Genomic DNA, 26,119 nt, shown 5'->3' with positions numbered 1-26,119 from the left:
CGGCCTCCGTGTGACCACTCACGTTCACCCGGAGGTGCGTGTGCTCACCAGGTAACGCCCCAGGGTCCGGGCGGTCCCCTCCAGGTCGGCGAGCGCCTCGGCCGAGCCGTCCAGCGCCTCCCGTACGGGCTCGCGGCAGCGCCGCACGGCGTCGATCATGTCGGCCGGATGCGGCTTGGCGTCCTTGCCCCGCGTCCGCCTGTGGACGAACCGGTGGGCCTCGACCGGCTTGGTGATCTGGTCCAGCCGCTCCAGTGCCCGGTGGAATCCCTCCGCGCCCCGCTCGGTCCCTTCCTCCCGTACGGCGGCGACGAGGTCGATGAGCGCCTTCCGCGCCTCATTGATCCGTCCGCGCAGAACGTGCTCTGTCTTGATCGGCAGGATGAACCACGAGGCGGCGATCCCGAGGGCCGCGCCGGTCAGGATCCCGCCCAGTCTCGGCACGAGCACCGCAGTTCCGGACTGACCGAAATACCCGTACAACAGAGCGAGGACGGCGGTGACGCAACAGGCCCAGTAGGCGTACCCGAGCACGGCCCTCAGCCAGGTCGCCACGGCCAGGATCGCGAGGATCGCCGCCACCGACGCGGGCGCGCCTGGCGCGAACGCCCCCGCCAGGACCGTGGCCGCGACCGTTCCCGCGACGGCGCCCGCGACCCGCAGCCCGCTCTTGTAGACCACGTCCCCGCGCCCCCGGTTGCCGCTGCACACGATGAACGCGGTGAGCACGGTCCACGACCAGTGGGGCGCGAAGACCAGCCGCCCCACCACGAAGGCCCCTGCCAGGGCGACCCCCATCTGCAGGGCCATGCGCGTGCTCACGCCTGGCTTAGGCGGATCGGGCTTTTCGTGCGCCGACTCCTTGCTGGGCAGGAACCCGACCCGGATCGCCAGCGCCTCCCAGGCCCACGCCCAGCCGAACGCTATGACCGCCACCAGCGCGCCCCACCAGAGCATCGAGGGGCCCGGCACCTTGGGGAGCGGCGTCATCAGAACCGCCAGGAACGGCATGGCCGCCACAGTCCCGGCCTTGCCTGCGCGGGCCCCGAACCGGCGAACCCAGATGGTCGCCGAGACGCCCACCACGAACAGCGCGTCCCCCACGCCCGGCCGGTCGTGCAGGAGTGCGCCGACGACTCCGGCCCCGACCGCCACGACGGGCAGCACGACCAGTCCCGTCCACCGGGCCCGCCTGTCCGCGCCCTGCTGTGTCCGCGCCAGGCTCACCGACAGCACGACCGACAGCACCACCACGTTCACGCTCAGCTGGGCGGTCTCCCTGAGCCACACGGCCGTGCCGAAGCTGCTCAGCATCGCCACGGCGGCGACCACGGCCCCCCGCAGCTCGACCAGCCTGGGATCCAGAGATTTAATCCTCATTGCGTACGATCCAGCGTTCATATCAGCCCAATCGCTACCGTCCGCCCTCCAGAATAGTAAGTGATAGCGTAGTAATATGCCCAGCGATTATTGGCCGGACGAGGACGTGGCGAGCGTCCGCCGGGGCGTGGTTCGGCTTGCCCGCCGCCTCCGCGCCGAACGCCCCGACGACGCCCTCAGCCCCACCAAGATCGCCGTACTGGGCCATCTCCACCGCCGCGGCCCCAGCCCGGCCGGCGAGATCGCCGAGACCGAGCATCACCGCCCTCAGACCCTCACCCGCGTCTTCGCCGAGCTGGAACGCGACGGCCTGATCACCCGCACGTCCGACGAGACCGACCGCCGAAGGTCCCTCCTGGCCATCACCCAAGAGGGGTTCCGCGCCCTCGCCGAGGACATGGCGGTCCGCGACGCCTGGCTGGCCGAGGCCATGGCCGCGTTCACCCCCACCGAACGCGAAGTCCTCAAGCTCGCCGCCGCTCTCATGGAGCGCATGGCCGACTGACCGGTGTGGCGAACCCGCACCTCAGCGCGCCACCCCCGAGGCTTGTCGCATGAAGCAGCCGCTGGCCCTCACCCTCTTGGCGGGCCTGGTCGACGCAGCCGTCTTCGTCGGCCTGGGAGGGGTCTTCGTCGCCAACCAAACCGGCAACTGCGTGCTGCTCGCAGTGGGCCTGGCCCACTGGCTGGACACCGGTGACCCATCCGGCGCCGTGACAGGCCCTCTCGTCTCACTCCTGGCGTTCTGCCTAGGAGCGCTGGCGGCAGGCCCGCTCAACAACGAGAAGTCCCGCCTCATAACTGAAGCGGCACTCCTCCTAGCGGCCCTGCTCCTCCCCGGCCCCCGCATGGCACAGATCGCCCTCGCCGCGATCGCCATGGGAATCCAGAGCGTTCACGCGGTCAGGCTGGGCGTCCCAGGCGTGACCACCACCGTGGTCACCGGCACCCTCGCCTCCCTCTTCAGCCGTGTGACCAACAACGAACCCCAAAAGAGCGTCCTAGGCCTCGTCTGGCTCCTCTACGTCACAGGCGCCCTGATCGGCGCCTACGTCACCTACCGGCTCAGGTGACCCGATACCGCAGCAGCACGATCCCCGCCCTGAACGGCCGAGTCTCCACCAACCGCAACACAGGCATACTCGCGTCCTCGAACAACCGCGCACCCTGCCCCAGCACGACCGGGTAGACGAACAGCCGGTACTCATCGACCATCCCCGAGGCCACGAGCCCGCGCACCAGCGTCACGCTGCCCGTGACGACGATGTCCGTCCCCGTCGTCTCCTTGAGCGCCCCCACGTCCTCCAACGTCCTGAGCACGGTGCTGTTCTCCCACTCGGGATCGTCCATGGTGCTGGACACCACGTACTTCGCCACCGAGTTGAGATAGTCCGTCACGCCCGAGGTGTCATCGGTCTGCTTGGGCCAGTAGCTCCGCATGTCCTCGAACGTCTGCCGCCCGAAGACAACCGCATCAGCGGCCGCGCTCTGCTCCCGAAGAGCCTCGACCACATCGGACTGGTCGACGCCCTCCCCGGCAACGTCGAACCACCCCTCCGAAGCGTCGATGACCCCGTCCAGCGTGATGTTCTCGGTGACGACCAGATCCCGCATCCCTGAGCCTCCGTCTCATCGGCAGTCAGAGAGAACGACCAGGCCCCCGCCCCAAACTCATCGCTCGCGACGGCTGTCAGACCCCGTCGCTACGGTCGGCTCCATGACCGACAGGCCGACGATCTTCGTCACCGACAGCCCGTCGTCCAGCCGCTGTGGCTGGACTTCCGCCAGTTGATCATGCGTACCGCTGCAGTGCTTTCTCTGGGAGATCCCGGGAGGAGTTCCGGGGTAGGGCGCTAGCTCCGATATGGGCCCAAAGTACTCCGAAGTCGCGAACCTCCGTGCTGCCCTGGATCAGCCTGCCGCCGGGTGCCTCGACGAACGCGAGGTCTCCCCTCTCCATGGTCAGCCCGTTGAAAGAACCGTAGAGCCCACGGTAGAAGCCGGCGGACTGTGGGATGACCTGCATCGTCACGGACCGCAGGTCGGCGGCCTTCAGGAGCATTTCGAGCTGTCCTCGCATGACCTCGGGCCCGCCGACCGGCCGGTAGAGGAGGCTTTCGACCATTCGCGCCCCCGTGAAGAGCGCACGCGCGTACTCGGGGGTCTGAATGAGACCTGGAATCAGCGAGAGCCGGAAGAACCGGATCTCTAGCGCCTTCGCCTCGTGCTTGGCGTACTCGGCGAACCAATCAGGATCGTGCGCTGTTCGGGCATATCAAACAAGACGGCCGAAATGCCCATTGAGATTGAAGTGCCGATCAAGCCGATCGGCGTGATCTTCGTTTGGTGGGCGCTGCGAGGCCCATTGCCGCCCGACCAAATACACGAGGTCGACGCGCTCGACGCCAACAGCCCTGCCGAGTTGCACGCAGCGCTTGAACGTCACGCGCACGATGAGAGGTGAGCGCGTGAGCCTCGACAGGGCCAGGCACACAGCAATGTTGGAATTGCCCAACCGCAGGAACGAGCACCTCGCCGCACTCCTCGCGGCCGTGTGCGCGTGCCGGCACCTTGAGGGCGGCTTCGTCGAGTCGCGCGGGGCCAGGCTGCTGTTCGTCGTGCGGGTCGACCTCGGGAAGGAACGCCGGTCGGCGCACATCGGATGCGACTTCATCGACTGCGAGTGGTGGCTCTGCCGGGCAGATGACGGCCAGACGATCGCACCGGCCCACGACCTCGACGCCGCCCTGGTCGCCCTCACCCGTGACCTGTCGAGCGCCGATGACAGTCACGCGTGAACCGTGCGGCGCGGGGGTGCGTCAATACACCCGACGTTCTCCCCGCACCTCGGAGGTGTGCACGCGTCATGAGTTCCTATTCCTACGGCGGTCCTCCGCCGACTCATCTCGTCTGGGGAATCCTCACCACCCTCTTCTGCTGCCTCCCGTTCGGCGTCGTCTCGATCGTCTACGCCGCGCAGGTCGAGTCGAAATGGCAGGCAGGCGATCAGCAGGGCGCCTACGACTACTCGCGCAGGGCCAAGAACTGGGCGATCTGGTCGGCCGTCAGCGTCCTCGCTGTGGGCGTGCTCGCCCTGCTCGCTCATGCCGGTGGTGGGTCGGGGAGTTGATCCTCGTGGCAGCATCGGGGGTGTGGATGGGCGTGAGGCTGCTGAACGGTTTGCTCGGGTTTGGGAAGCGGGTTGGGTGCGGGGGGATGTGGAGTCGATCGCCGCGCTTTATGCGGAGGACTGCGTTCATCGGTCGATGCCTTTCCGGCCGCTGCATGTGGGGCGGGCCGCACTGATCGAGTATCTGCGGGAGAGCTTCGCCGAGGATCGCGCTGTCGATGTGCGGTTCGGGACGCCGATCGTGGACGGGGATCGGGCCGTGGTGGAGTTCCGGGTGGTGGGTGAGGGCTCGACGCTGGCGGGGTGCGCGTTCGTGCGGTTCGGCACTGACGGGCTGGTGGCGGAGGTACGCGACTACTGGCACGAGGGCGATGGGGAGCCGACGGGGCGGCTGTTCTTTTAGAGGCGGACGAGCATCTTGCCGGTGTTGGCGCCGCGCATCATGCCGAGGAACGCGGTGGGGGCGTTCTCCAGGCCTTCGGTCACGGTCTCGGTGGTGCGCAGGGTTCCGTCCGCGAGCCATGCGGAGGCCTTGCCGATGTACTCCGGGAAGAAGTGCAGGTGATCGTTGACGAGCGTGCCCCGGATGGTGAGGCGCTGGGCGGCGGCGCGGAAGAGGTTGCGCGGGCCGGGCGCGGGCTCGGTGTCGTTGTAGCCGCTGATCGCACCGACCAGGGCGACGCGGTGCGGGCGCTCGCGCTGCACGAGGCGGGACTCGCGTCGGCTCGCAAGATCGGCGATCCGCTGCCGTGGCGCTCGCGTACGAGGGCATGGCGGGGGCGAGGGTCGTGGCGGGCGAGGCGGCGGAGGCGGCGCGGCTGCTCGATGAGGCAACGGCTCTGAGGGAGTCGGTCGGTGCTCCGCTTCCCGAGGCCGAACGCGGGGACGTCGATCGGATCGGCGCCGCGGTCCGGCGGGCGCTGGAAGGTTAGCTTTTGGTCGGCCCCGACCCGGGGGCGTGCGGCGGTCTTCGGGACCCCCGCCGGCCCGCCGGGTCAGCAGCCGACGCTTCCGGCCCCCTCGAGAGGGGCACGGGCAAGATTGTGCCCGGAGTCAGGGGACGGGCAATCGTGGGAGCGGGCAAAGGTCGCTCCATGGGTCAGTCCACGGTGGGCCAGTCCCAGCGGAGCTGGAAGAAGAGCCCGAGACGGTCGCTGACGCCGCGGATTTCGGAGATCTTGCCGTCCCGCAGCGTGAAGATGAAGATCGCTTCGTTCTGGAAGCTGCGGCCCGTGGGCTCGGGCATGCGGACATGGGTGCCGGAATGGGTGCCCGACATCGTCACGCGGGCCACCACGCGGTCGCCCTCGGCGATCAGCTCCTCGGCCTCGATGTGGAACGGGTCGAACGCCGCGAGCTGGGCTCTTATGCCTTCGAAGGCCGCGCCGGGCTCGTCCGGCTCGCCGTGAATGATCTTGTTGTGGTCGATCACGCCGGCGGCCATGGAGGCGCCGAGGTCGTCCGGGCGGCGCTCGTTGATCGCGGTGAAGAACTCCTGCACGATGGGCTTCATGACCTCTCCTCTTACGCTGTAAGAACGATCTCATGGTGTATCTTACGGCGTAAGAAAGTCAAGCCGTGAGGGGAGATTCTTGGCGCGCGGGAAGATGTCGCGAGAGCGGGTGCTGGACGCCGCGCTGGTGCTGGCCGACGAAGTGGGCGTCGCGGGCCTGTCGATGCGCAAACTGGGCGCCGCGCTCGGCGTCGAGGCGATGACGATCTACTACTACGTGCCCAACAAGGACGCCGTGCTGGACGGACTGGTCGAACGGGTCATGACGGGCACGTTCACGGTCGACCCGCAGGCGGGCTGGCGGGCGCTGCTGCGCGACTTCGCCACCTCGTTCCGGAACGAGCTGCGCCGCCATCCCGGCGTTCTGCAGCTCGTCGCGACCAGGCCGGTGGCGACGCCCGGCGCGCTGAGGACCCTGGAAGCGGCCGTGGCGGTCCTGAGGGAGGCGGGGTTCGGGCTGCGCGAGTCGTTCCACGTCCTCAACACGGTCGCCATGTTCACCACCGGGCACTGCCTCGCCGAAGTCGACCCGCCCGGAGTCGAGCCGGGGGCCGCGCCCGAGCTGGACTCCGAGGAGTTTCCCAACGTCGCGGCCGCGATCGCGGACGGCCTCGGGACCCCGGCCGACCATCAGGCCCGGTTCGACCTCGCGCTGGATGCCTTGACCGAGGGCTTCGCCTCGATCAAGGCCCCGCGTGCTTAGGGTCAGACCTGCTTGAGGAAGCCCCCGTCGACCGCGTACTCCGAGCCGGTGGTGCTGGCCGAACGCGGCGACGCGAGCAGCACGACCGCGTCCGCGACCTCCTGCGGCTCGACGAGCCGGCCGGTCGTCAGGTTCATCATCTCCGGCGCGACCTTGTCCATGACGGCCTGGCGGTCGGCGCCGGTCGCCTGCGCGAGCACGTCGGCCGCGCCGCCCTCCTCGGTCCACCAGGCCGTACGGACCGGGCCGGGCGAGACGGTGTTGAAGCGGATCCCCTGCGGCCCGAACTCCTCCGACAGCCCCTTGGTGAGGTTGTTCAGCCCCGCCTTGGCGGCGTTGTAGTCGAAGTTCATCGGGCCGGGGTGACGGGCGTTGCCGGAGGAGATGTTGACGATCGAGCCGCCGCCCCGCTCCAGCATCGCCGGGATCGCCGCGCGGACCGCGCGCACGACCGCGAACAGGTTGAACTCGAACATCGTGCGCCAGTCGTCGTCGTTCGGCGTCAGGAACCCGAAGCGCGGCAGTGTCACGCCGGGCGGCGGGCCGCCGGCGTTGTTCACCAGGATGTCCAGGCCGCCGAACGCCTCCACGGCGCGCCGCACGACCCGGGCCGGGGCCTCGGGGTCCATCAGGTCCTCGGTCGCGTGCACCAGCGCCGGGCCGGCGAGCGCGTCCAGCTCCGGGGTGCCCCGGCGCGAGACGGCCACGACGCGCGCGCCCTCCTCGAGGAGAGTGCGGGTGATGGCCAGTCCCATCCCCTTGGACGCACCGGTGACGATGGCGACGCGGCCGGAAAGCTGCAGGTCCATGTGTCTCTCATCCAGTAGCGCCCACCCGTTCGGTGGGCTCTCGACGACAGGAACCCCGGCCACGACGATGTGGTTGCAGCTTCAATCAGAATCTTCCTACTCAGCTCGAGTTGAGTACGCGCGCTCATGCTCGCTGCCAGGAGCGGGGCCGAGACTCGGAAGCATGAAACGACTCGTGACGCTCCTGCTGACCTTTGCCGCCGCCGTCGCGAACTACGCCGCCTGGCTCGGCTGGGACCAGAAGCGCACCGTCCATCCCGACGGAAGCGAAACCGGCCCCTACGAGGCGTGGCAGGTCATCGGGCTCGTCATCGTGTTGCTCGTGGGCGGGGCCTACGCCGCCTGGCGCTGGTATCCGGCGATGGTGGTCATCGGCGTGACCGCGGGCCTGACCCTCGCCGTCTCGTACGACTGGTCGGACGACGACACCGGCCTGTGGGCGGTCGGCGCCACCATGGTCTGCGTCGGAACGCTCATGGCGAGCAGCTTCGTCGCGGCGATCGTGACCATGGTCCGCCAAGTCCAGCGCCCAGCGGTGTGAGAGCTGAGCGGCGCGAGCGGCGTGAGAGCTAGGCGGCCTTGCCCAGGCCGTTCAGCAGGGTGTCGACGATCAGCGTGGTGAGGGCGTCGACGTCGTCTCCCGGCGAGCCGGTCTGGGTGACCTCGTGGATGAGGGCGTAATAGCAGCGGCGCGCCCACTCCACGTCGACGTCCGGCCGTAGCAGGCCCTCCTCGCGAGCACGGATGAATACCCGGCCGCACTTGTCCTGGACGTCGGCGTGCACGCGGGCGATCTCCGGGTCGGACGAGGCAGCGGCCCGGTTCATGGCGAAGCCCCAGTCGAGCTTGACGCGCAGGACGTTGGCGGTCGCCCGGTGCAGGACGACCAGCGGCGGAGCGGTCTCGGAGAACGCGTCGTCGATGGCCGCGCCGAACTGCTCGGTCGCCCAGGCGTTCAGCGCCTCCATGAGGGCCTCGCGGGTGGCGAACCGCCGGTGAACGGTGGTGCGGGCGACCCCCGCGGCCTCGGCGATCTGCTCCATGGTGGCGGCGGGATCGCGGGAGAGGACCCGTTCGGCGGCGTCCAGGATCGTGCGGACCGTCCGTTCGGCGTCCGCGCGGAGAGGCTTGCGCACCTGCTGGTTCGTCACCCCAAAACAGTACAGCAGAGTCACCTGTTCAGTCGTACTTGCGTCATTAGTGTTGCAAGTAATAGCGTTGCCGCATCTTGAGTGACGCAGGAGGAAGCATGGATCTGCAGCTGAACGGCAAGCGCGCCGTGGTGACCGGCGCGAGCAAGGGCATCGGCCTGGCCACCGTGCGGACGCTCACGGCGGAGGGCGTACGGGTGGTCGCCGCGGCGCGCAGCACCCCGCCCGAGCTGAAGGAGACCGGCGCGATCACGGTGTCGGCCGATCTCGGCTCCCCGGACGGAGTCCGCACGCTGACCGAGACGGCCCTGGCCGAGCTCGGCGGCCTCGACGTGCTGGTCAACAACGTGGGCGGCGGTGACGGGGCCGCGGCCGGCGGCTTCCTCGCCTTCGAGGATGAGCAGTGGGAGGAGATCTACGGGCTCAACCTCTTCGCCGCCGTCCGGATGACGCGTGCCGCGATGCCGAGCCTGCTGGAGAGCGGCGGCGCCGTCGTGAACGTGTCGTCGATCGGGGCGCGGCTCCCGAAGGCGGGTCCCGTTCCCTACACCACCGCCAAGGCCGCGCTGACGGCGCTGGGCAAGGCCCTGGCGGAGGAGTTCGGGCCGCAGGGGGTCCGGGTCAACACCGTGTCGCCCGGCCCCGTGCGGACCGCGATGTGGGAGTCGTCCGACGGTTACGGCGCCGGGCTCGCCGCGTCCATGGGCATGGAACGGGAGCAGCTGGTGGCCGCCCTGCCCGCCACGATGGGGATGACCACGGGGCGGCTCATCGAGCCCGACGAGGTCGCCACGCTCATCGCCTACCTGGCCTCCCCGCTCGCGGCGAGCACGAACGGCTCCGATCACATCATCGACGGCGGGGTCATCAAGACCGCCTAGGGGCAGAGGCGCTGCGGGGCCTTGCCGGGCAGGTTCGCTTGTACGCAGCCGCCGGGCAGGCCCTGGTAGGCGGTCTTGCCGAAGTTGGCGGTCACGGTGAGCGCGTCGCCGCCGAACGTCGTGCGTTGCACGAGGCGGTCGGGAGTCAGCCACTGGAAGCCGGTCATCGGCTTGGTGGCGGCGGCCTTGTGCAGGGGCTCGAAGAAGTGCTGCAGCTTGGCGATCTCAGCGCCGTGCTGCTTCAACGTCGGGCCGTCCAGGTTGAAGTTGAGCGGGGTGTTGTAGAGCATCCCGAGCAGGGCCCTCGTCTTCTGCACGTTGGCGAGCTTGTAGTACGACAGCTCCCAGCGGTCCAGGTTGACCACCGAGTCGTGCAGGACCGTCTCGTACAGCGGCAGGCGGTAGGCGGGGTCGTACATGCCCTTGGTCGCGTCCGCAGGCAGAGTGATCGGCTTGAAGAAGAACTTGGGTGCGTTGTCGGGGTAGTAGGCGCCCCAGTACTCCTTGTCCTTCTGCAGCGGCCAGAGGTAGTTGGTCGACTCGGTGAGGGCACCGTGGTCGAAGGCGATGTCCTGGTTGGCCCAGGCACCCGCGTTCTCCGAACCCAGAACGAAGCGATCGGACAGCTTCTTCATGCGCGCGACGCGGTTGGCGCGGTCCTTCGCCTCGGTCATGGGGTGCGTCTTGCTGAAGTCCCGCCACAGCTCCCCGGCGGCGTCCACGTCCAGGAAGTAGCTGTTGGCGCCGTTGCCGGTGAAGGCCTTCGTACGGTCGGCCATGTAGTGATGCTCGGACTCCTGCTGAGCAAGGTATTCGGAGCTGAGGTAGCAGCCTCGCCCTCCGAAGCCGGGCTTGGGCTTGCCCGTGTAGTCGATGACGCAGCCGTCCGGGTAGACCTTGTCGGGCCACTTGGAGGACGGGTTGTCGGCGGTCTTCGGATCCTGGGCATTGGCGAACGAGTCGTAAGGACCGACCAGGTAGCCCGCCTTCTTGGCCGCTGCGACGGCGTCGGCCTTCATGGGGTTGTCGTTGGCGTCGTAGCCGAGCCACATGCGATTCAGGCCCAGGCGCTTCATTTCCTGCACGCCCTTGGCCGTGAGCGCGTCTCCCCACAGGTAGGCGTGGAACGCCCCTGCCAGCTTGCCCACCTCGGGGTTCTGCTTCATCTTGCGCTGCAACGACCCGAGTTGGCCGTGCTCGGACATCCAGCGGCGGTAGTCGGTGGCGGACGCGACGGGCGAGGCGTCGGTGAGGGAGAAGGCGACGGTGTAGGCCTGCGTGGAGTTTCCCTTGGCGAACGTGTGGGTGGTCTGGCCGTGCAGCCGCCCGCCCTGGGAGAGGAACTTCAGGTTCGTTCCGATGTCGGTCGGGACGATGTAGCTCACCCCGTACGAGCCGAGGTTGTAGCCCCAGAACGGCATCGTCAGCCCGCCCGCCATGGCGATGTCCTCGCCCGCGAGCTTGCCCTTGGAAGAGTTCCAGAACGGATCGTTCACCGGGATTCCGAGCCCCTCGGAGGTCGGCACGGCCAGGCGCGAGGTGGCCTTGTCCGTCCCGGTGGTCGGCCAGGTGAGATCGCCGTTCTGGGACGACCGCACGTCCATCAGCAGCCGTCCTCGCTCCGACCGGGCGGTGACCGTGAGGCCCTTCTGCGGGTACGACCAGCTGGCGGTCCCGTCCTTCTCCGACACCGTGCCCGGGGCGCCTAGGCCGTTCGCCGGATCCGACAGAACCGTGCCGCGGCCGTCCTTGGTGCGCGCGGTCACGCCGAGCGTTCCGACGTCGACCCGGGCCTCGCCGTTCGCCAGCGGGACCACGACCTGGCGGCCCGCCACCTTGACCTTGCTCTCGTTGGCGGCGTTCGCGATCGTCGAGGCGTTGCACGCCGACGCCAGGCCGGCGAGCGCCGCCGCCCCCGCCGTGCTCTTGAGGAATCTCGTACGAACCATCCCCGCACTCTGGGGCGGCCCCGTAAGAGCTTCTTAAGAGCGTTGAACGTTAAGAGCGGCAGGTGTTAGGAGCGGCGGGTGCGGAGCATCCACAGGCCCACGCCGGACAGGATCACGCCCACGCCGGTGATGATGCTGATGACGAGCTGCGTGGCCCCGCCGGACGTGGTGCTGACGAACGCGTTCACGGCGAGGCATCCGGCGAGCACGACCCAGAGCAGGTTCTTCATGGCTGTCTCCATCGTTGGGGGTTGAAGCGGGGTTGAAGCGATGGCTCCAGCCTGGTCGACCAAGGCCTTCGCCCTCATCGGGGCGTGCTCCCCAAACGATGGTGTAGCCCGCTACACCTCCAGCAGGCGGGCGAGCGGTTCGCGGATGTCGACGGGGAAGAGGTTGACCGCCTCGAAGTCGCCCGCCTCCGCCCACATCAGCTCGAAGGTGTTCCCCGGGCCGTTCGCGACGGCTTCCGGACCCGACAGCGACGGGGTGCCGGTCACCTCGGTCATGAGGAAGTACGAGGCGGGCCGTTCGTTGTGGCGGCCCGTCCACCAGAGGCGGTCGATCCGCCCTTCGAGGGTGGTCTCCTCGGTCAGCTCGCGTACGGCCGCCTCCTCGGCGGTCTCGCCCTCCTCGACGTGACCGCCGGGCAGGATCGCGTAGTGGTGGCCGGGACAGACCGCATCCGTGCTGGTGCAGAAGGCGCAGTCCGCCGGGGACTCCCGGACGCGAAAGCGCTTCATGATCAAGACTCGGGGGCCGTCGACGACCACGGCGACGGCTCTGGGAATCGGCACGCGCAAGAGCATCGCAGCTCAATCGGGGTGGGGGTAACCCCACCCTCACTTGGGGTGCTGAACCGGTAGTGAGGGAGGCCCGCCGTTCCGTAGTTTGAAGGCCTACACGGAAAGAACGATCGGGCAGGAGGCCGGCGATGAACGGGCACGACGCACACACCCACGGCGCAGGTGAGGCCGGCCGGGGGCGAACGCGGCGGCGGCTCGTCCTGGTGACGCTCCTGCTCGGCATGGTCGCGGCGGGGGCCGCGATCCCGGCGCCCGAAAGCCCGCTGTCGAACCTGACGGGCACCAAGACCACCCACGCGTCCGAGTCGCCCTGACCTCCGCGTCAGGACGGCATGGGGACGGGGCCCGGCTCGGGGAGTGAGCCGGGCCCCGTTCGGTCGCCGCGGGAGGCCTGCGGTCAGCGGCCTCGGTTCAGCTGGCGGGTGGGCATCTGCCGTGCGTTGCGGCGGCCCGCCCCGCGGTTGAACGCCGCGGACTTCTGCTCGAAATTGCGCTTCTTGCCCTTCTTCTGCACCAGTTTGGCGAGGGCGTCGTTGTGGTCATTGGCACGCATGAAGAAACCACCTCCGGTCAGGCAGGAATGGTCGCCGAATAGAGCTCAAGTGAAGAACGTGTAGAGCTCGCGGCGAACCGAAGAAAAGGGTGACAGGGCCCGAGGCGGCCCGAAACGCGGCACGAGCCCAAGCTCAGCGCATGGGTGTGCTCACGAAGCGATACGGGTGTGCCCTAGGGCTGCGAGATGGGAGCGGGTCGCGCGGAGCGGCGACTGTGCTCAACCGAAGGAATCAGGACTCCATGCCGGAGATAATACCTACCGACGCCCCGGATCCGTCAACCCCTTTTCTGGGACTTTTTCAATGCCGTTCTTTCGTGGCGGGCCAGACGAACAGATTGCCCAGCTGCTTGATGAGTTCGGTATCGCCCTCGGCGGTGGCGGCGCCGTTCTTCAGCGCCTCTCCCAGGCCCGCCGTGCCCGCCGCCATGTCGACCAGAACGTCCTCGGTGGTCTCGATGACGACGTCGGGATGCTGGGCCGGTCCGTGCAGGGTCTCGACCGTGCCGTCGTCGATGTCGGCGTGGAAGATCTCGTCGCCGACCCGGAACTCGTACGTCGCGCGCAGCCCGGCGGACGCCTCGGGGACGAAGCAGGCCCGCAGCCCGAGCACCGACCATCCGGGGTTGAACGTCTCGCTCTCGCGGCGCTCCCCCATCGCCCACTTCATGCCCCAGCCGGCGAGCGCCATGACCGCCGGCCCGAGCTCCTCGCCCGCCTCGGTGAGGGCGTAGGCAGGGGTACGGGCCGGGGCCGGCAGCGTGATCTTGCGGGCGAGGCCGTCGCGTTCGAGCTGCTTGAGCCGCGCGGAAAGCAGGCCGGTGCCGAGGCCGCGCAGGCTCTTCTGCAGGTCGCCGAAGCGCTTCGGGCCGGTCAGCAGCTCGCGGATGAGGAGCAGCGTCCAGCGTTCCCCGACGATGTCGAGGGTGCGCGCGGTGGCGCAGAACTGGTTGTACGACCGCTGTTCCACGTCGTCATTCTAGGGTCGCGGCCCGCCGGTCCCCGATCCCGCGCAGGTGCGCGGCGAGGGCCTCGGGGTGAGTGATCATCATGTCGTGCGGTCCGTCCATCGCGATCGCCTCGTAGCCGAGTGCCCGGCCGAGGTCGGCGAACGGCAGGGTCTGGGCCCGGCCGAAGATGGCCGTTCCGGGGATGCGGTCGACGGCGCCGGTGAGCCGCGTCGGTTCGGTGAACGACCTGAGCGGCTGCGGGCAGAGGAGCCCCTCCAGCCACCTGACGTCGCCGGGGTCCTCGACGCCGACCATCTGCGGGGGCAGCGCCGGGATCACCCCGTCCTCCCCGGCCAGCGATCGCAGTCCGTCCACGAACCACTCGGGAGCCAGGTCGAAGAGCGCCGAGCCGTCGGGTCCGGCCCAGCCCTCGACCAGGACGATGTGCCCGACCTTCTCGGGGCGCTGATCGGCGGCCTGCCGTACGACCATGCCGCCGTAGCTGTGGCCGACCAGGATCACCTCGCCGTCCACCTCGTCCAGGGCGGCCAGGACGTCCTTGACGTCGTCCTCCAGGCCGCCGCTCAGCCTCAGCTCCGGGGTGACCGCCTCGGACCCGAGCAGCGGAACGACGCGGTCCCACGTCCACGCCCCATGCCAGGCGCCGTGCACCAGTACGAACGTCATGAGCGCACACCTTCCCGGACGAGAGGCAGGACCCGTTCGGCGAACTCGCCGAGGGCCGCCTCGTGGTCGTCGACCGCAAGCCGGATGACCACGTGCCGCGCACCCGAGTCGACATAGCGACCAAGCCACTCCCGCACGCCCTCGGGCGGCCCCGCGTACATCGCCTGGATCGACTCGATGACCTCCAGCGGGTTGTTGTAGTAGCGCTCGATGCTGGTCCGGAGCCGCTTCCGCCCGCGTTCGGGATCGTCGTCGAGACAGACCGTCGCGTACAACGCGGGCGTGACGTTCGGCGGCAGGACGGCCCGCTCCTCGACATAGGTCTCCCACCGCGGCGGGTAGGGGAGCCAGCCGTCGGCGATCCGGCCGACCCTCCGCATCGCCCGTTCGCCGCCGCCCGCGAGCCAGACCGGCGGGCCGCCCTGCTGAACGGGCTTGGGCGCGACGGTGATGTCCTCGAAGCGGAAGTGGCGGCCCTCGAACGTGACCGCGTCCTCGGTCCACAGCCGCCGCATCGCCTCGATCGACTCCTCCAGGCGGCTCACCCGCGTCCTGAAGTCGACGCCGATCGCCTCGAACTGGGCCGCGGTGGCCGGGTTGGGGAAGCCGCCGCCCATGCCCGCGATCAGTCGCCCGTCCGCGATCCGGTCGATCGTGGCGAGCTGGTGCGCGAGGGGGATCGGGTGGCGGAGCGCGGGCAGCAGCACCGCCGTGCCGAGCGTGACCCGTTCGGTGACCGCGGCGATGGCGGGCAGGAGCGTCAGCACGTCCGCGCGCTGCCTGGTCACCGGGCTGTCGCCCGCCCACACCGAGTCGAACCCGAGCTCCTCGGCGCGCCGCGCCAGCCGGATCAGGGGGCCCACGTCGTGGTCGCCGAGGACGATCCGGTCCCGGGTCGGCAGCAGGAAGCCGACCTGAAGTTGTTCCGTCATGCCGTCAGCGTAGATCTTTACTTCCTGTTTTTGAAGTACTAGCTTCCAAATCAAGAAACTGGACCGAGGAGACGGACATGGCGACGGACATCACCAAGGCGCTGTACACGGCCGAGGCGCGCGTGACGGGCGGGCGCGCGCAGGGGCGGGGCACGACCGCCGACGGCCACCTGGACCTGAAGCTGCGCATGCCGAAAGAGATGGGCGGCAACGGCGACGGCACCAACCCCGAGCAGCTGTTCGCCGTCGGCTACGCGGCCTGTTTCGGAACGGTGCTGTCGATGATCGGCAAGGCGAAGGGGCTGGAGAGCGACGACGCGGAGATCGACGCGCGGGTCGGCCTCGTGCCGAACGGCGACGGGACGTTCCGGCTGAGCGCCGAGCTCGACGTCACGCTGCCCTCGATCGAGGCCGGCGACCGTGCCGCCGAGCTGGTCCGCGCCGCCCACCAGGTGTGCCCGTACTCCAACGCCACGCGCGGCAACATCGACGTCGCCCTCGTCGTGAACGGCACGCCCCTCTAAGCGCGCGAGCCCGGACCGGCCTTGGGGCGCGGGGCCGGTCAGTCGGTCAGGAGGAGGCGGGCGAGGGTGTCGCCGAGCCATGCGCCGTAGTGCTCGCCGGTCCAGCCGCGGCGGGTCACCAGCAGGTCGTGGGTGGCGTTGGAGGTGATCGTCCAGAGGACGTCGCGGGCGTCCTCGACGGTCAGGCCCGCACGCAGCACGCCCGCCTCGTCGAGGAGCCGGGCGAGGCGTTCCATGCCCGCCAGCCGCTGCTGCTGGAGGTCGTCGGAGATCTTCTGGATCTCCGTGTCGGCCGCCGACGCCTCGTTCAGGACCCGGATCAGCGGGCCGATCCGGGCCTGGACCGCGGGCTGGGCTGCCGCGTAGATCGCCAGCCGGCGGCGCGGGTCGGGCTCGTCGAGGATCGCCTCGTACTCCGGCCGCAGCCGGGTCAGCGACGCGTCCTCGACCACCTCGCAGAACAGCCCCGCCTTCCCGTCGAAGGACCGGTAGATCGTCTCGACCGCCACCCCGGCCGCCTTGGCGACGCCGGACAGTGTGGTGCCGCCGAAGCCTCGCTCGACGAAGGAGTCGCGTGCCGCGTCCAGGATGTCCTGCCTGGTCCGCGCCGCCTGGGCGCGCCGCCGGCTGGAGTCGTACCGCCGTGGGGGGTTGACCTTCTCAGACATTCGGTGGAATCCTCATGACATGAAGTCAGGTGTACTGCATTGAATATATACCTGGCGCAGGGGAGGAAACCACAGTGTTCAGCGACATCGTGCTGATCGCCGCCACCGTTCTGACCGGGCTGGTCTCGGGGGTCTTCGCGCTCTACGCGCACACGATCATGCCCGGCCTGAAGAAGACCGACGACCGCACGTTCGTCGGCGCGTTCCAGGCGCTCGACCGGGCCATCATCAACCCCTGGTTCATGGTCACCTTCCTCGGACCCGTCTTCCTGATCGGCGTCGCCGGGGTGATGCACCTCGGATCCGACGAGCGCGCCCGGCTCGGGTGGCTGATCGCGGCCTTCGTGCTCTACCTGCTCACCGTCATCCTCACGATCGCGGTCAACGTTCCGATGAACGATGCCCTCAAGGCGGCGGGCGACCCCGCGCAGATCGACGTCGCCAAGGCGCGCGCGGACTTCAACGAGGCGAAGTGGGTGGCGTGGAACCACGTCCGCACGGTCGCCTCGTCCGTGGCGTTCGTCATCCTCACCGGCGTCCTGCTGGCCGCCTAGCCGGGCGAGCATCAACGCCCAACGGCCCGCGTCCCGTCACCGGGAAGCGGGCCGTTCGTGCACGCGATCAGCTGTAGCCGCGCTCGCCTTGCCTGGCGCCCATGACGTTGGTCCACTCCGCCTGCAGCTGCGCGTTGCTGAACGTGCCGCCACCCTGGAAGTCGTCGCTCAGGAACTCGTGCGTGTCCGCCCGGAACGCCAGCCGGGTGTCCCCGTACTGCAGCACGATCGCGTCCCGCCCTTCGACGTCCTTGGTGATCCCGGTGTTCCGGACGCCCTTGATCTGGGCGAGCATCCGGTACAGCCCGGCGCGCGTCGCCGGCGTGATCGGCTGGTTGAACAGCTCGGGCGCCATGAGCCAGATGTGGTCGTCGAGGTCGGCCGAGGTCTTCGGGGTGCCCCGGTAGGTCTTGGCGACCATCTTCCGCAGCGCGCTCGGGTCGGACGGCAGGCGCCGCAGCTCGTCGAGGGACTTGCGGTTGCCGTCCAGGCCCCAGTAGTGGAACACCGGGAACCGGTGCTCGGTGTAGGCGCGGGACTCGGTGAGCTTGGGCGAGCCCGCGGACTGCCACTTCGCCTTGTCGCCCGGCGTCGCGAAGACGATCTTCTGGTCGATGCCGAGCAGGTTGCGGTCGAAGCCGGTCTTGGACGTCCAGGAGTCCTGCGTGGTGCAGACCGTGTAGTGGTACGGGACCTGCCCGTAACCACCGGGGGCGCACCTGCGCGTCTTCAGGTGCCAGTACTTCCCGTCGGCCGGGCCCTGAGCCCGTTCGGCCGACTGCGCGCCCGCGAGCAGGACCTTGCGCGCCTCCATGGGCGCGGCGGCCGGGGGGTTCGACGGCCGGGGGTGCGTCGCGCCGCCGCTGCCGTTGACGACCTGCGGGATCACCACGGCGGCGGCCGCGGCGGTGGCCAGACCTGCCGTGAGCAGCAGCGGCATCCGCGGGACGCCGCGCCGCCGGGATCGGCCGCCGGTACGCGGGGTGGCGACGATCCGGCTGATCTGCGCGTCCATCGCCTCGTCCGGCGGGGCCTGGTCGAGGTCGTCCAGCGCGGCGGGCTTGAGCGCCGCCATCGCGCGGTCGGTGGTGGTGCTCATCCGTGCTGTCCTTCCAGAGTGGCCGCGTGGAACGCGGGAGCCGAGCCGCCCGAACCGCCGCCCCGCAGGGCACGTTCGAGGCGCTTGCGCGCCCGGTGCAGCCGTACGAAATAGGTGGCGCTCGAACAGCCGAGAACGGTCGCGGCCTGGTTCGCCGTGAGCCCGTACCAGGCGCTCAGCACCAGTAGTTCGGCGTCGCGTTCGGACAGCGTGGCGAACGCGGCGAGTCCCGCGTCCCGTTCCGCCACCACGTCACCGGTGTCGCGGACCCGCGCCGCGCCCTCGTCGCCCAACTCGGCGAGCCGCGAGGCGATCGACTCGTGCCGCCGCCCGGCGTCGCGCTGCTTGAGCCGGTGCCGCCGCGCCGTCGCCAGCAGCCACGGCAGTGCGTCGTCCGCCGGTACCTGGTCGAGCTTGCGCCAGGCGGTCAGGAACGTCTCGTTCACGATGTCCTCGGCCGCGCCCCGCCGGTCATGGGTCAGTGCGTAGCCGAGCACTTTGCCGTGGTGGCGCCGGTAGATGGCCGTGAAGCGTTCGACGTCGTCTTCCGGCTCGCTGTTCTCGCCGCGCACGCCACCACCTCCTCTCGGGTCCCTTGATGAACTCGTCACCCGGTAACCCCGAGATCGCCACCCCTTCTTACAGGGCATACGAAAACGTGCCGGGGCGGAGTGCCCCGGCACGTTCTCCGATCGAAGGACTACTTGGTGAGCGTCAGGCCCTTGCCGGTGCCGACGGTGAGCGAGTCGGACGCCTCGTCGAGCTCGACGACCACGGCGTCTCCGTCGCGGATCTCGCCCGACAGCAGCTCGCGCGCGAGCTGGTCGCCGATCGCGGTCTGCACCAGGCGGCGCAGCGGCCGCGCCCCGTACAGCGGGTCGTAGCCGGTGAGCGCGAGCCATTCGCGCGCGGCCTCGGTGACCTCCAGCGTGAGCCGCCGGTCGGCGAGCCGCTCGGCCAGCTTGTCGACCTGCAGATCGACGATCCGGGTGAGCTCGTCGGTCGTGAGCGCGTCGAAAAGGATCACGTCGTCGAGCCGGTTCAGGAACTCGGGCTTGAACGAGGTCCGCACCGCCTCCATGACCGCCGTCCGCTTGGCCCCGTTCTCCAGCGTCGGGTCGACGAGGAACTGCGAACCGATGTTGGAGGTCAGGATCAGGATCGTGTTGCGGAAGTCGACCGTGCGGCCCTGGCCGTCGGTGAGCCGCCCGTCGTCGAGGACCTGGAGCAGGATGTCGAAGACCTCGGGATGGGCCTTCTCCACCTCGTCCAGCAGCACGACCGAGTAGGGACGGCGCCGCACGGCCTCGGTGAGCTGGCCGCCCTCCTCGTAGCCGACGTAGCCGGGAGGCGCGCCGACCAGGCGGGCCACCGAGTGCTTCTCGGAGTACTCGCTCATGTCGATGCGGGTGATCGCGCGCTCGTCGTCGAACAGGAAGTCCGCCAGCGCCTTGGCCAGCTCGGTCTTGCCGACGCCGGTCGGGCCGAGGAACATGAACGAGCCGGTCGGCCGGTCCGGGTCGGAGACCCCGGCGCGGGCGCGGCGGACGGCGTCGGACACGATGCCGACCGCGGTCTGCTGGCCGATCAGCCGCTTGCCGAGCTCCTCCTCCATGCGCAGCAGCTTGGCGGTCTCACCCTCGAGCAGGCGTCCGGCCGGGATGCCGGTCCAGGACGCGACGACCTCGGCGACGTCGTCCGGGCCGACCTTCTCCTTGATCATGGCCTCGCGTTCCTCGGCACGCTCGGACGCCTCCGCGATCTCCTTCTCCAGCGCGGGGATCTCGCCGTAGGTGAGCCTGGCCGAAGTCTCCAGGTCGCCCTCGCGCTGCGCCCGTTCGGACTCGTCGCGCAACCGGTCGAGCTGCCCGGTCAGCTCACCGACCAGGTTGAGGCCGGCCTTCTCCTGCCGCCAGCGGCCGACCAGGGCGTTCAGCCGCTCCTCCTTGTCGGCCTTCTCCTTGTGGAGGGCCTCCAGGCGGCGCTGCGACTCGTCGTCCTTCTCGGCCTCCAGCTGGATCTCCTCGGTCCGGAGCCGGTCGACCTCGCGCTGCAGGTCGTCGACCACGGTGGGCCGGGAGTCGATCTCCATCCGGCGCCGCGACGCCGCCTCGTCCATCAGGTCGATGGCCTTGTCCGGCAGGAACCGGGCGGTGATGTAGCGGTCGGACAGCGTGGCCGCCGTGATCAGCGCACTGTCGGCGATCTGCACCTTGTGGTGCGCCTGGTAGCGGCTCTTCAGCCCGCGCAGGATGGCGACGGTCTGCTCGACGCTGGGCTCGCTGATGTACACCTGCTGGAAGCGCCGCTCCAGCGCGGCGTCCTTCTCGATGCGCTCGCGGTACTCGTCCAGCGTGGTGGCGCCGATCATGCGCAGCTCGCCGCGGGCCAGCATGGGCTTCAGCATGTTGCCGGCGTCCATCGCGCCCTCGCCCGCGCCCGCCCCGACGACGGTGTGCAGCTCGTCGATGAACGTGATGATCTGGCCGTCGCTCTCCTTGATCTCCTTGAGCACGGCCTTCAGGCGCTCTTCGAACTCGCCGCGGTACTTCGCGCCCGCCACCATGGAGCCGAGGTCGAGCGAGATGAGCCGCTTGCCCAGCAGGGACTCGGGCACGTCGGCCCCGGCGATCCGGCGGGCGAGTCCCTCGACGATGGCGGTCTTACCGACGCCGGGCTCACCGATCAGCACCGGGTTGTTCTTGGTGCGCCGGGCCAGCACCTGGATCACGCGGCGGATCTCGTCGTCGCGCCCGACCACGGGATCGAGCTTGTCCTCCCGCGCCGCCGCGGTCAGGTCGACGCCGTACTTCTCCAGCGCCCGGAAGGTGTCCTCGGGCGTCTCGCTGGTGATCCGGGAGCTGCCGCGCACCTCCTTGAACGCCGCGAGCAGGGCCTCGGGGCTCGCGCCCGCGTTCTTGAGCAGGTCGGTGACCGGCCCGCCGTCGGCCGCGAGGCCCACCAGCAGGTGCTCGGTCGAGACGTACTCGTCCTCCAGCTCCTCGGCCCGGTGCTGCGCGGTGTTGATCACGCGCTGCAGCTGGCCGGACAGCCGCGGCTCGGGCACCGTCGACCCGGTGGCCTTGGGCAGCCGCTCCAGCTGCTCCTCGACCGCGTTCTTGATCGTCTTCGGGTTGGCGCCGACGGTCTTCAGCAGCGGCACCGCGGTGCCTTCGGGAATGTCCAGCAGCGCCGCCAGCAGGTGGGCCGTCTCGACCTGGGGATTGCCTTCGGCCGCGGCCTGCCGGATCGCGACGGTCAGGGCTTCCCTGCTCTTCAAGGTCAGCTTGTTGTCCACGTTCTTTCGCCCCCTCAAGTCTCAGTCCACTGGGCGGGTGCCGGTAAGTCTCGTTCTCTGGGTGATGTCAGTCGTCTTTTGGGTGTGTCAGTCGGAGGTGTGGCGCTCGTGCCAGATCACCACGCCGGTCTGCCGGATCGGGACCAGGTCGGCGCCGGGCGTGCCGCTCGGCTCGCCGCGCCGCCGCTGCTGGGCGAGGCGCGCCGCGACGGCGCGGGTCGACTCCAGCTCGTTCGCCAGGTCCTCCAGCGCCGCGTGCGCCTTGGCCACCTCGTCGCGCAGCCGTACGTTGTCGCGCTGCAATTCCAGGATGTGCTTGATGCCGGTGAGGTTGATGCCCTCCTCCTGGGAGAGCCGCTGGATCTCGCGCAGCAGCACGATGTCGCGCATCGAGTAGCGGCGGCCCCGCCCGGCGGTGCGGCCGGGGGAGACCAGCCCCATCCGGTCGTAGGTGCGCAGGGTCTGCGGGTGAAGGCCGGACAGCTGCGCCGCCACCGAGATCACATAGACCGGGGTGTCGTCGCCGAACGGGTCCATGACCTCATTCCTCTCTCGCCTGCTGGAGCAGTTCGCTGCGCAGGTCGTCGCCGCCGCCCGCGGTGCGCATCGCCTCGAGCGCCTCGCGCGTGGTGTCGTCGAGCTTCTGCGGGACCTGCACCTCGATGGTGACGAGCATGTCCCCCTTGGAGCCGTCGCGCCGGGTCGCGCCGCGGCCCTTGACGCGCAGCGTCCGGCCGTTCGGCGTGCCCTCGGGCAGGCGCAGCGTCACCGGCTGCCCCTGGAAGGTCGGCACCCGGATCTCGCCGCCGAGCGCGGCCTCGGGGAAGGTGACCGGCACGTTCAGCGTGAGGTTGTCGCCGCTGCGCCCGAACACCTTGTGCGGGAGCACCTTGATGTTGACGTAGAGGTCGCCGGAGGGGCCGCCGTTCTCGCCGGGCGCGCCCTTGCCCTTGAGGCGGATCTTCTGCCCGTCGGCGACGCCCGCCGGGATCCGGGCCTGAATGGTCCGGGTGCCGGTCGCGCGGCCGCTGCCGTGGCAGGTGGGGCACGGGTCGTCGACGACGAGCCCGCGGCCGTGGCACTCGTGGCACGGCTCCTGGAAGCCGAAGTTGCCCAGGTTGCGGGTCTCGTGCCCGGTGCCCTCGCAGTTGGGGCAGACGCGCGGCACGGTACCGGCCTTGGCGCCGGTGCCGCGGCAGCTCGGACAGGCCGCCTCGCTGGTCAGCTTGATCGGCACGGTCACGCCGTTCATCGCGCGGCCGAACGACAGCGTCACATCGGTCTCGACGTCGGAGCCGCGCCGCGCGCGCCGGGTGCCGGTCGTACGGGTGCCGCCGCCGCGGTTGAACAGGCCGCCGAAGATGTCGCCGATCTTCTCGCCGGCGCCGCCCGCGGTCCCGCCGCCGGCGGTGCCGCCCTGGCCGAACAGGTCGCCCAGGTCGAAGCCGAAGCCGCCGCCCTGCTGCCCGCGGAACCCGCCGGGCATCGACCGCATGGTGTCGTACTCCTTGCGCCGCTTGTCGTCGGCGAGGACGTCGTAGGCCTCGGAGACCTCCTTGAAGCGGTCCTCGGCGTCGCGGTCGTTGGGGTTGGCGTCCGGGTGGTACTTGCGCGCCAGCTTCCGGTACGACTTCTTGATCTCATCCTGCGAGGCGGTCTTAGAGACACCGAGGACCTTGTAGTAGTCCTTCTCCAGGTAGTCCTTGGTGCTCACGGCGCCCCGCTCTCTGCTGATGCCACGTTCTGTGCTGTCACGGCTCTGACGACTCTTGCAAACAAGTCGACGACTCTTCTGACCAAGTCAACGCTTCACTGGTCCGGGTGATCCCGGCGGGGTGGCCGGGACCACCCGGACCGGGATCACTCGTTCTCGTCGCCCTGACCGTCGCCGCTCTCGTCGGCGTCCGGGCCGGGTTCGGCGACCGCGACGCGGGCGGGCCGCAGGACCCGCTCCCCGATGCGGTAGCCGGGCTGGAGGACGTCCACCACGCTCGTCTCGCTCACATCCGGCGAGTACGAGTGCATGAGCGCCTCGTGCACGGTCGGGTCGAAGGGCTCGCCCTTCTCCCCGTACTTCTCCAGGCCGAGCTTGCCCACGGTGGCCTCCAGGGCCTCGCCGACCGACTTGAAGCCGCCGGTCAGCTCGTCGTGGTCGCGCGCCCGGCCGATGTCGTCGAGGATCGGCAGCAGCTCGTTGAGGACGCCGCCGACCGCGTGCTCGCGAATGGTGCCCTTATCGCGCTCCACCCGCTTGCGGTAGTTGGCGTACTCGGCCTGCAGCCGCTGCAGGTCCGCGGTCCGTTCGGCGAGCTGGGTCTTCAGCGCCACGGCCTCCTCGTCCATCGCCGGCGTCTCTTCCGCCGCGGACTCGGCGCCCGCGGCCCCCGCCTTGCCGGCGGCCCCGGCCCCCGCCGCGCCCGCGGCAGGGGACCGGACCTCGCCCGTCTTGGGGTCGATCCGCCGGTTGTCCCGGATCACCGGACCGTCGCGCTCCTCGCCCTCGTTGGGACGACTCACGCGGCACCGCCCTTCGGCTTGTCGTCGTCCACGATCTCGGCGTCGACGACTTCGTCGTCCTGCGCCTGGTCGCCGCCCTGGGCGTCGGCCGTCGGGCCGGCGTCACCGTCGGCGCCCGCGGCGCCTTCCGGGTTCTGGGCGTACATCGCGGCGCCCATCTTCTGGCTGACCTGGGCCAGCTTCTCGGCGCTGCCCTTGATCGCGTCCACGTCGGTGCCCTCGAGGTTCTTCTTGACCTCGTCGAGCGCTTCCTGGACCTCGGTCTTCAGCTCCGCGGGGATCTTCTCGTCGTTCTCCCGCAGGAACTTCTCGGTGGAGTAGGCGAGGGTGTCGGCCTGGTTGCGGACCTCGGCCTCCTCCTTGCGCTTGCGGTCGTCCTCGGCGTACTCCTCGGCCTCGCGCATCATCTTGTCGATGTCGTCCTTGGGCAGGGCCGACCCGCCCGTGATGACCATCGACTGCTCCTTGCCGGTGCCCTGGTCCTTGGCACTGACGTTGACGATGCCGTTGGCGTCGATGTCGAAGGTGACCTCGATCTGCGGCACGCCGCGCGGCGCCGGCGGGAGGCCGGTCAGCTGGAAGGTGCCGAGCTTCTTGTTGTACGCGGCGATCTCGCGCTCACCCTGGTAGACCTGGATCTCCACCGACGGCTGGTTGTCGTCGGCCGTCGTGAAGGTCTCCGACCGCTTGGTCGGGATCGTGGTGTTGCGCTCGATGATCTTGGTGAAGATGCCGCCCTTGGTCTCGATGCCCAGGCTCAGCGGGGTCACGTCCAGCAGGAGGACGTCCTTGACCTCGCCCTTCAGGACACCGGCCTGCAGCGAGGCGCCGATCGCGACGACCTCGTCGGGGTTGACGCCCTTGTTGGGCTCCTTGCCGTCGGTCAGCTCCTTGACGAGCTCGGAGACGGCGGGCATGCGGGTCGAGCCGCCGACCAGGACGACCTGGTCGATGCCGCTCACGCCGATGCCGGCGTCCTTGAGGACGTTGTGGAACGGAGCCTTGGTGCGCTCGAGGAGGTCGGCGGTGAGCCGCTGGAACTCCGAGCGGGTGAGCTTCTCGTCAAGGTGCAGCGGGCCCTCGGACGACGCCGTGATGTAGGGCAGGTTGATCTGCGTCTCGGACGAGCTGGACAGCTCGATCTTGGCCTTCTCCGCGGCCTCGCGCAGGCGCTGGAGGGCCATCTTGTCCTTGGAGAGGTCCACGCCGTTGGCGTTCTTGAACTTCTCGACCAGCCAGTCGACGACCTTCTGGTCCCAGTCGTCGCCGCCCAGGTGGTTGTCACCGCTGGTGGCCTTCACCTCGACCACGCCGTCGCCCACCTCCAGCAGGGAGACGTCGAACGTACCGCCACCCAGGTCGAAGACCAGGATGGTGGCCTCGTTCTCCTTCTCCAGGTGGTAGGCCAGCGCCGCCGAGGTCGGCTCGTTGATGATGCGCAGGACGTTCAGGCCCGCGATCTGTCCGGCCTCCTTGGTGGCCTGGCGCTGGTGGTCGGAGAAGTAGGCCGGAACGGTGATGACCGCGTCGGTCACCGTCTCGCCCAGGTAGGACTCGGCGTCCCTCTTCAGCTTCTGCAGCACGAACGCGCTGATCTGCTGCGGGGTGAAGTCCTTGCCGTCGACGGTGGTCTTCCAGTCGGTGCCCATCTCGCGCTTGACCGAACGGATCGTCCGGTCGACGTTGGTCACCGCCTGGCGCTTGGCCACCTCGCCGACCAGGACCTCGCCGTTCTTGGCGAAGGCGACGACGGACGGCGTGGTCCGCGACCCCTCCGCGTTGGCGATGACGGTGGGCTCGCCACCCTCAAGGATCGCGACGACCGAGTTGGTCGTCCCGAGGTCGATGCCGACCGCTCGTGCCATGTCTCTCGTCCTCCGTCTTGCCTTGGCTGTTCTTCTATCGGCGACCCGGCCCGCCGCTGTCAGCCCCCTGCAGGGCGGGCCGGCTGAGTCTCGTTCAAGCAAGGTTGCCTTGGGCGGATCAAGTTGTCAAATGACTTGAGCGTACCCGACTCA

The 26,119-nt window shown here is 69.5% G+C and carries 34 protein-coding genes and 1 pseudogene; 12 read left to right on the top strand and 23 right to left on the bottom strand.

Annotated features, from left to right (window positions below; translation table 11 throughout):
• Positions 1–24: 24 nt before the first annotated feature.
• Complete coding sequence (locus tag J4573_RS19095; protein WP_208257091.1) at positions 25–1,380, bottom strand: FUSC family protein; 1,356 nt, start codon at positions 1,378–1,380, stop codon at positions 25–27.
• Positions 1,381–1,456: 76 nt separating this feature from the next.
• Between J4573_RS19095 and J4573_RS55400 the strand changes: the two genes are divergently transcribed.
• Together J4573_RS55400 and J4573_RS19085 are read left to right on the top strand one after the other, a co-directional pair.
• Entirely contained in the window at positions 1,457–1,885 is a 429-nt protein-coding gene (locus tag J4573_RS55400; RefSeq protein WP_208257090.1) for a MarR family winged helix-turn-helix transcriptional regulator, read from the top strand.
• A gap of 49 nt (positions 1,886–1,934) precedes the next feature.
• Complete coding sequence (locus J4573_RS19085) at positions 1,935–2,453, top strand: YoaK family protein (RefSeq protein WP_208257089.1); 519 nt, start codon at positions 1,935–1,937, stop codon at positions 2,451–2,453.
• Here the strand turns inward: J4573_RS19085 and J4573_RS19080 are convergent.
• From J4573_RS19080 to J4573_RS19070, 3 genes and pseudogenes are all read right to left on the bottom strand, one after another.
• Positions 2,446–2,994 (bottom strand): dihydrofolate reductase family protein, encoded by a 549-nt coding sequence (locus tag J4573_RS19080; RefSeq protein ID WP_208257088.1) that lies wholly within the window; start codon positions 2,992–2,994, stop codon positions 2,446–2,448. The two genes, J4573_RS19085 and J4573_RS19080, sit on opposite strands and share 8 nt — an antisense overlap.
• A 178-nt stretch (positions 2,995–3,172) precedes the next feature.
• Positions 3,173–3,613, bottom strand: a pseudogene (locus J4573_RS19075) (DUF5753 domain-containing protein); the annotation flags it as partial.
• 42 nt (positions 3,614–3,655) lie between these two features.
• A complete protein-coding gene (locus J4573_RS19070; protein ID WP_208257086.1) occupies positions 3,656–3,826 on the bottom strand; it encodes a hypothetical protein in 171 nt (56 codons plus the stop codon).
• 22 nt (positions 3,827–3,848) lie between these two features.
• Here J4573_RS19070 and J4573_RS19065 point away from each other — a divergent pair, with 22 nt between their 5' ends.
• From J4573_RS19065 to J4573_RS19055, 3 genes are all read left to right on the top strand, one after another.
• Positions 3,849–4,178 carry a hypothetical protein gene (locus J4573_RS19065; protein WP_208257085.1) on the top strand — a complete coding sequence of 110 codons (330 nt, stop codon included), beginning with the start codon at positions 3,849–3,851 and terminating at the stop codon, positions 4,176–4,178.
• Positions 4,179–4,246: 68 nt separating this feature from the next.
• The gene (locus tag J4573_RS19060) at positions 4,247–4,510 is read left to right on the top strand and encodes a CD225/dispanin family protein (protein ID WP_208257084.1); all 264 of its coding nucleotides are present in this window, start codon (positions 4,247–4,249) and stop codon (positions 4,508–4,510) included.
• A complete protein-coding gene (locus J4573_RS19055) occupies positions 4,485–4,913 on the top strand; it encodes a nuclear transport factor 2 family protein (protein WP_243773218.1) in 429 nt (142 codons plus the stop codon). The genes J4573_RS19060 and J4573_RS19055 overlap by 26 nt, the downstream gene beginning before the upstream one ends.
• Here the strand turns inward: J4573_RS19055 and J4573_RS19050 are convergent.
• Entirely contained in the window at positions 4,910–5,215 is a 306-nt protein-coding gene (locus J4573_RS19050; protein ID WP_208257081.1) for an MDR/zinc-dependent alcohol dehydrogenase-like family protein, read from the bottom strand. The genes J4573_RS19055 and J4573_RS19050 overlap by 4 nt on opposite strands.
• 44 nt (positions 5,216–5,259) lie before the next feature.
• On the opposite strand from J4573_RS19050, the gene J4573_RS19045 reads away from it, so the two are divergent.
• A complete protein-coding gene (locus J4573_RS19045; RefSeq protein ID WP_208257080.1) occupies positions 5,260–5,442 on the top strand; it encodes a hypothetical protein in 183 nt (60 codons plus the stop codon).
• Between the two features lie 167 nt (positions 5,443–5,609).
• On the opposite strand, the gene J4573_RS19040 is transcribed toward J4573_RS19045, so the two are convergent.
• Positions 5,610–6,023 (bottom strand): ester cyclase, encoded by a 414-nt coding sequence (locus J4573_RS19040; RefSeq protein ID WP_208257079.1) that lies wholly within the window; start codon positions 6,021–6,023, stop codon positions 5,610–5,612.
• Between the two features lie 79 nt (positions 6,024–6,102).
• On the opposite strand from J4573_RS19040, the gene J4573_RS19035 reads away from it, so the two are divergent.
• A complete protein-coding gene (locus tag J4573_RS19035; protein WP_208257078.1) occupies positions 6,103–6,726 on the top strand; it encodes a TetR/AcrR family transcriptional regulator C-terminal domain-containing protein in 624 nt (207 codons plus the stop codon).
• 2 nt (positions 6,727–6,728) lie between these two features.
• Here J4573_RS19035 and J4573_RS19030 read toward each other — a convergent pair whose 3' ends face one another.
• A complete protein-coding gene (locus J4573_RS19030; RefSeq protein WP_208257077.1) occupies positions 6,729–7,535 on the bottom strand; it encodes an SDR family NAD(P)-dependent oxidoreductase in 807 nt (268 codons plus the stop codon).
• 163 nt (positions 7,536–7,698) lie between these two features.
• On the opposite strand from J4573_RS19030, the gene J4573_RS19025 reads away from it, so the two are divergent.
• Entirely contained in the window at positions 7,699–8,076 is a 378-nt protein-coding gene (locus tag J4573_RS19025; RefSeq protein ID WP_208257075.1) for a hypothetical protein, read from the top strand.
• A gap of 28 nt (positions 8,077–8,104) precedes the next feature.
• Here J4573_RS19025 and J4573_RS19020 read toward each other — a convergent pair whose 3' ends face one another.
• Positions 8,105–8,686 (bottom strand): TetR/AcrR family transcriptional regulator, encoded by a 582-nt coding sequence (locus J4573_RS19020; RefSeq protein WP_208257073.1) that lies wholly within the window; start codon positions 8,684–8,686, stop codon positions 8,105–8,107.
• 98 nt (positions 8,687–8,784) lie between these two features.
• Here J4573_RS19020 and J4573_RS19015 point away from each other — a divergent pair, with 98 nt between their 5' ends.
• On the top strand, positions 8,785–9,567 hold the full coding sequence (locus J4573_RS19015) for an oxidoreductase (protein ID WP_208257071.1): 783 nt from the start codon (positions 8,785–8,787) through the stop codon (positions 9,565–9,567).
• On the opposite strand, the gene J4573_RS19010 is transcribed toward J4573_RS19015, so the two are convergent.
• The 3 genes from J4573_RS19010 to J4573_RS19000 form a co-directional block, all read right to left on the bottom strand.
• The gene (locus J4573_RS19010) at positions 9,564–11,516 is read right to left on the bottom strand and encodes a glycoside hydrolase (RefSeq protein ID WP_208257069.1); all 1,953 of its coding nucleotides are present in this window, start codon (positions 11,514–11,516) and stop codon (positions 9,564–9,566) included. The genes J4573_RS19015 and J4573_RS19010 overlap by 4 nt on opposite strands.
• Before the next feature lie 65 nt (positions 11,517–11,581).
• Positions 11,582–11,746 (bottom strand): hypothetical protein, encoded by a 165-nt coding sequence (locus J4573_RS19005; protein ID WP_208257067.1) that lies wholly within the window; start codon positions 11,744–11,746, stop codon positions 11,582–11,584.
• A gap of 111 nt (positions 11,747–11,857) precedes the next feature.
• Entirely contained in the window at positions 11,858–12,310 is a 453-nt protein-coding gene (locus J4573_RS19000; protein ID WP_307796702.1) for an NUDIX domain-containing protein, read from the bottom strand.
• Positions 12,311–12,447: 137 nt separating this feature from the next.
• Here J4573_RS19000 and J4573_RS18995 point away from each other — a divergent pair, with 137 nt between their 5' ends.
• A complete protein-coding gene (locus J4573_RS18995; RefSeq protein WP_208257063.1) occupies positions 12,448–12,633 on the top strand; it encodes a hypothetical protein in 186 nt (61 codons plus the stop codon).
• 83 nt (positions 12,634–12,716) lie between these two features.
• On the opposite strand, the gene J4573_RS18990 is transcribed toward J4573_RS18995, so the two are convergent.
• From J4573_RS18990 to J4573_RS18975, 4 genes are all read right to left on the bottom strand, one after another.
• Positions 12,717–12,872, bottom strand: coding sequence for a hypothetical protein (locus tag J4573_RS18990; protein ID WP_208257061.1), 156 nt, complete (start codon positions 12,870–12,872; stop codon positions 12,717–12,719).
• Positions 12,873–13,173: 301 nt separating this feature from the next.
• Positions 13,174–13,842 (bottom strand): winged helix-turn-helix transcriptional regulator, encoded by a 669-nt coding sequence (locus tag J4573_RS56135; RefSeq protein ID WP_208257059.1) that lies wholly within the window; start codon positions 13,840–13,842, stop codon positions 13,174–13,176.
• Between the two features lie 4 nt (positions 13,843–13,846).
• Entirely contained in the window at positions 13,847–14,509 is a 663-nt protein-coding gene (locus J4573_RS18980; RefSeq protein WP_208257057.1) for an alpha/beta fold hydrolase, read from the bottom strand.
• Positions 14,506–15,441 carry an LLM class flavin-dependent oxidoreductase gene (locus J4573_RS18975; protein WP_208257056.1) on the bottom strand — a complete coding sequence of 312 codons (936 nt, stop codon included), beginning with the start codon at positions 15,439–15,441 and terminating at the stop codon, positions 14,506–14,508. The genes J4573_RS18980 and J4573_RS18975 overlap by 4 nt, the downstream gene beginning before the upstream one ends.
• A 77-nt stretch (positions 15,442–15,518) precedes the next feature.
• Between J4573_RS18975 and J4573_RS18970 the strand changes: the two genes are divergently transcribed.
• On the top strand, positions 15,519–15,965 hold the full coding sequence (locus J4573_RS18970) for an organic hydroperoxide resistance protein (protein WP_208257055.1): 447 nt from the start codon (positions 15,519–15,521) through the stop codon (positions 15,963–15,965).
• A gap of 38 nt (positions 15,966–16,003) precedes the next feature.
• Here J4573_RS18970 and J4573_RS18965 read toward each other — a convergent pair whose 3' ends face one another.
• Positions 16,004–16,633 (bottom strand): TetR/AcrR family transcriptional regulator, encoded by a 630-nt coding sequence (locus tag J4573_RS18965; RefSeq protein WP_208257054.1) that lies wholly within the window; start codon positions 16,631–16,633, stop codon positions 16,004–16,006.
• A gap of 74 nt (positions 16,634–16,707) precedes the next feature.
• Between J4573_RS18965 and J4573_RS18960 the strand changes: the two genes are divergently transcribed.
• On the top strand, positions 16,708–17,187 hold the full coding sequence (locus J4573_RS18960; protein ID WP_208257053.1) for an anthrone oxygenase family protein: 480 nt from the start codon (positions 16,708–16,710) through the stop codon (positions 17,185–17,187).
• A gap of 67 nt (positions 17,188–17,254) precedes the next feature.
• Here J4573_RS18960 and J4573_RS18955 read toward each other — a convergent pair whose 3' ends face one another.
• From J4573_RS18955 to dnaK, 7 genes are all read right to left on the bottom strand, one after another.
• Positions 17,255–18,286, bottom strand: a complete 1,032-nt coding sequence (locus tag J4573_RS18955) for a CU044_5270 family protein (RefSeq protein ID WP_208257052.1) — start codon at positions 18,284–18,286, stop codon at positions 17,255–17,257.
• Positions 18,283–18,858 (bottom strand): RNA polymerase sigma factor, encoded by a 576-nt coding sequence (locus J4573_RS18950; RefSeq protein ID WP_208257050.1) that lies wholly within the window; start codon positions 18,856–18,858, stop codon positions 18,283–18,285. Before J4573_RS18950 ends, J4573_RS18955 begins: the two co-directional genes overlap by 4 nt.
• A 128-nt stretch (positions 18,859–18,986) precedes the next feature.
• The gene (gene clpB, locus J4573_RS18945) at positions 18,987–21,584 is read right to left on the bottom strand and encodes an ATP-dependent chaperone ClpB (RefSeq protein ID WP_208257048.1); all 2,598 of its coding nucleotides are present in this window, start codon (positions 21,582–21,584) and stop codon (positions 18,987–18,989) included.
• Positions 21,585–21,671: 87 nt separating this feature from the next.
• Positions 21,672–22,121, bottom strand: a complete 450-nt coding sequence (locus J4573_RS18940; RefSeq protein ID WP_208257047.1) for a heat shock protein transcriptional repressor HspR — start codon at positions 22,119–22,121, stop codon at positions 21,672–21,674.
• Between the two features lie 4 nt (positions 22,122–22,125).
• Positions 22,126–23,298 carry a molecular chaperone DnaJ gene (dnaJ, locus tag J4573_RS18935; RefSeq protein WP_208257046.1) on the bottom strand — a complete coding sequence of 391 codons (1,173 nt, stop codon included), beginning with the start codon at positions 23,296–23,298 and terminating at the stop codon, positions 22,126–22,128.
• 146 nt (positions 23,299–23,444) lie between these two features.
• Positions 23,445–24,101, bottom strand: a complete 657-nt coding sequence (gene grpE, locus J4573_RS18930; RefSeq protein WP_208257045.1) for a nucleotide exchange factor GrpE — start codon at positions 24,099–24,101, stop codon at positions 23,445–23,447.
• On the bottom strand, positions 24,098–25,966 hold the full coding sequence (dnaK, locus tag J4573_RS18925; RefSeq protein WP_208257044.1) for a molecular chaperone DnaK: 1,869 nt from the start codon (positions 25,964–25,966) through the stop codon (positions 24,098–24,100). The genes grpE and dnaK overlap by 4 nt, the downstream gene beginning before the upstream one ends.
• Positions 25,967–26,119 lie beyond the last annotated feature (153 nt).

The organism is Actinomadura barringtoniae (genome assembly GCF_017573505.1).
Classification (GTDB): Bacteria; Actinomycetota; Actinomycetes; order Streptosporangiales; family Streptosporangiaceae; genus Spirillospora; species Spirillospora barringtoniae.
This window is presented reverse-complemented; position numbering and strand designations above follow the sequence as displayed.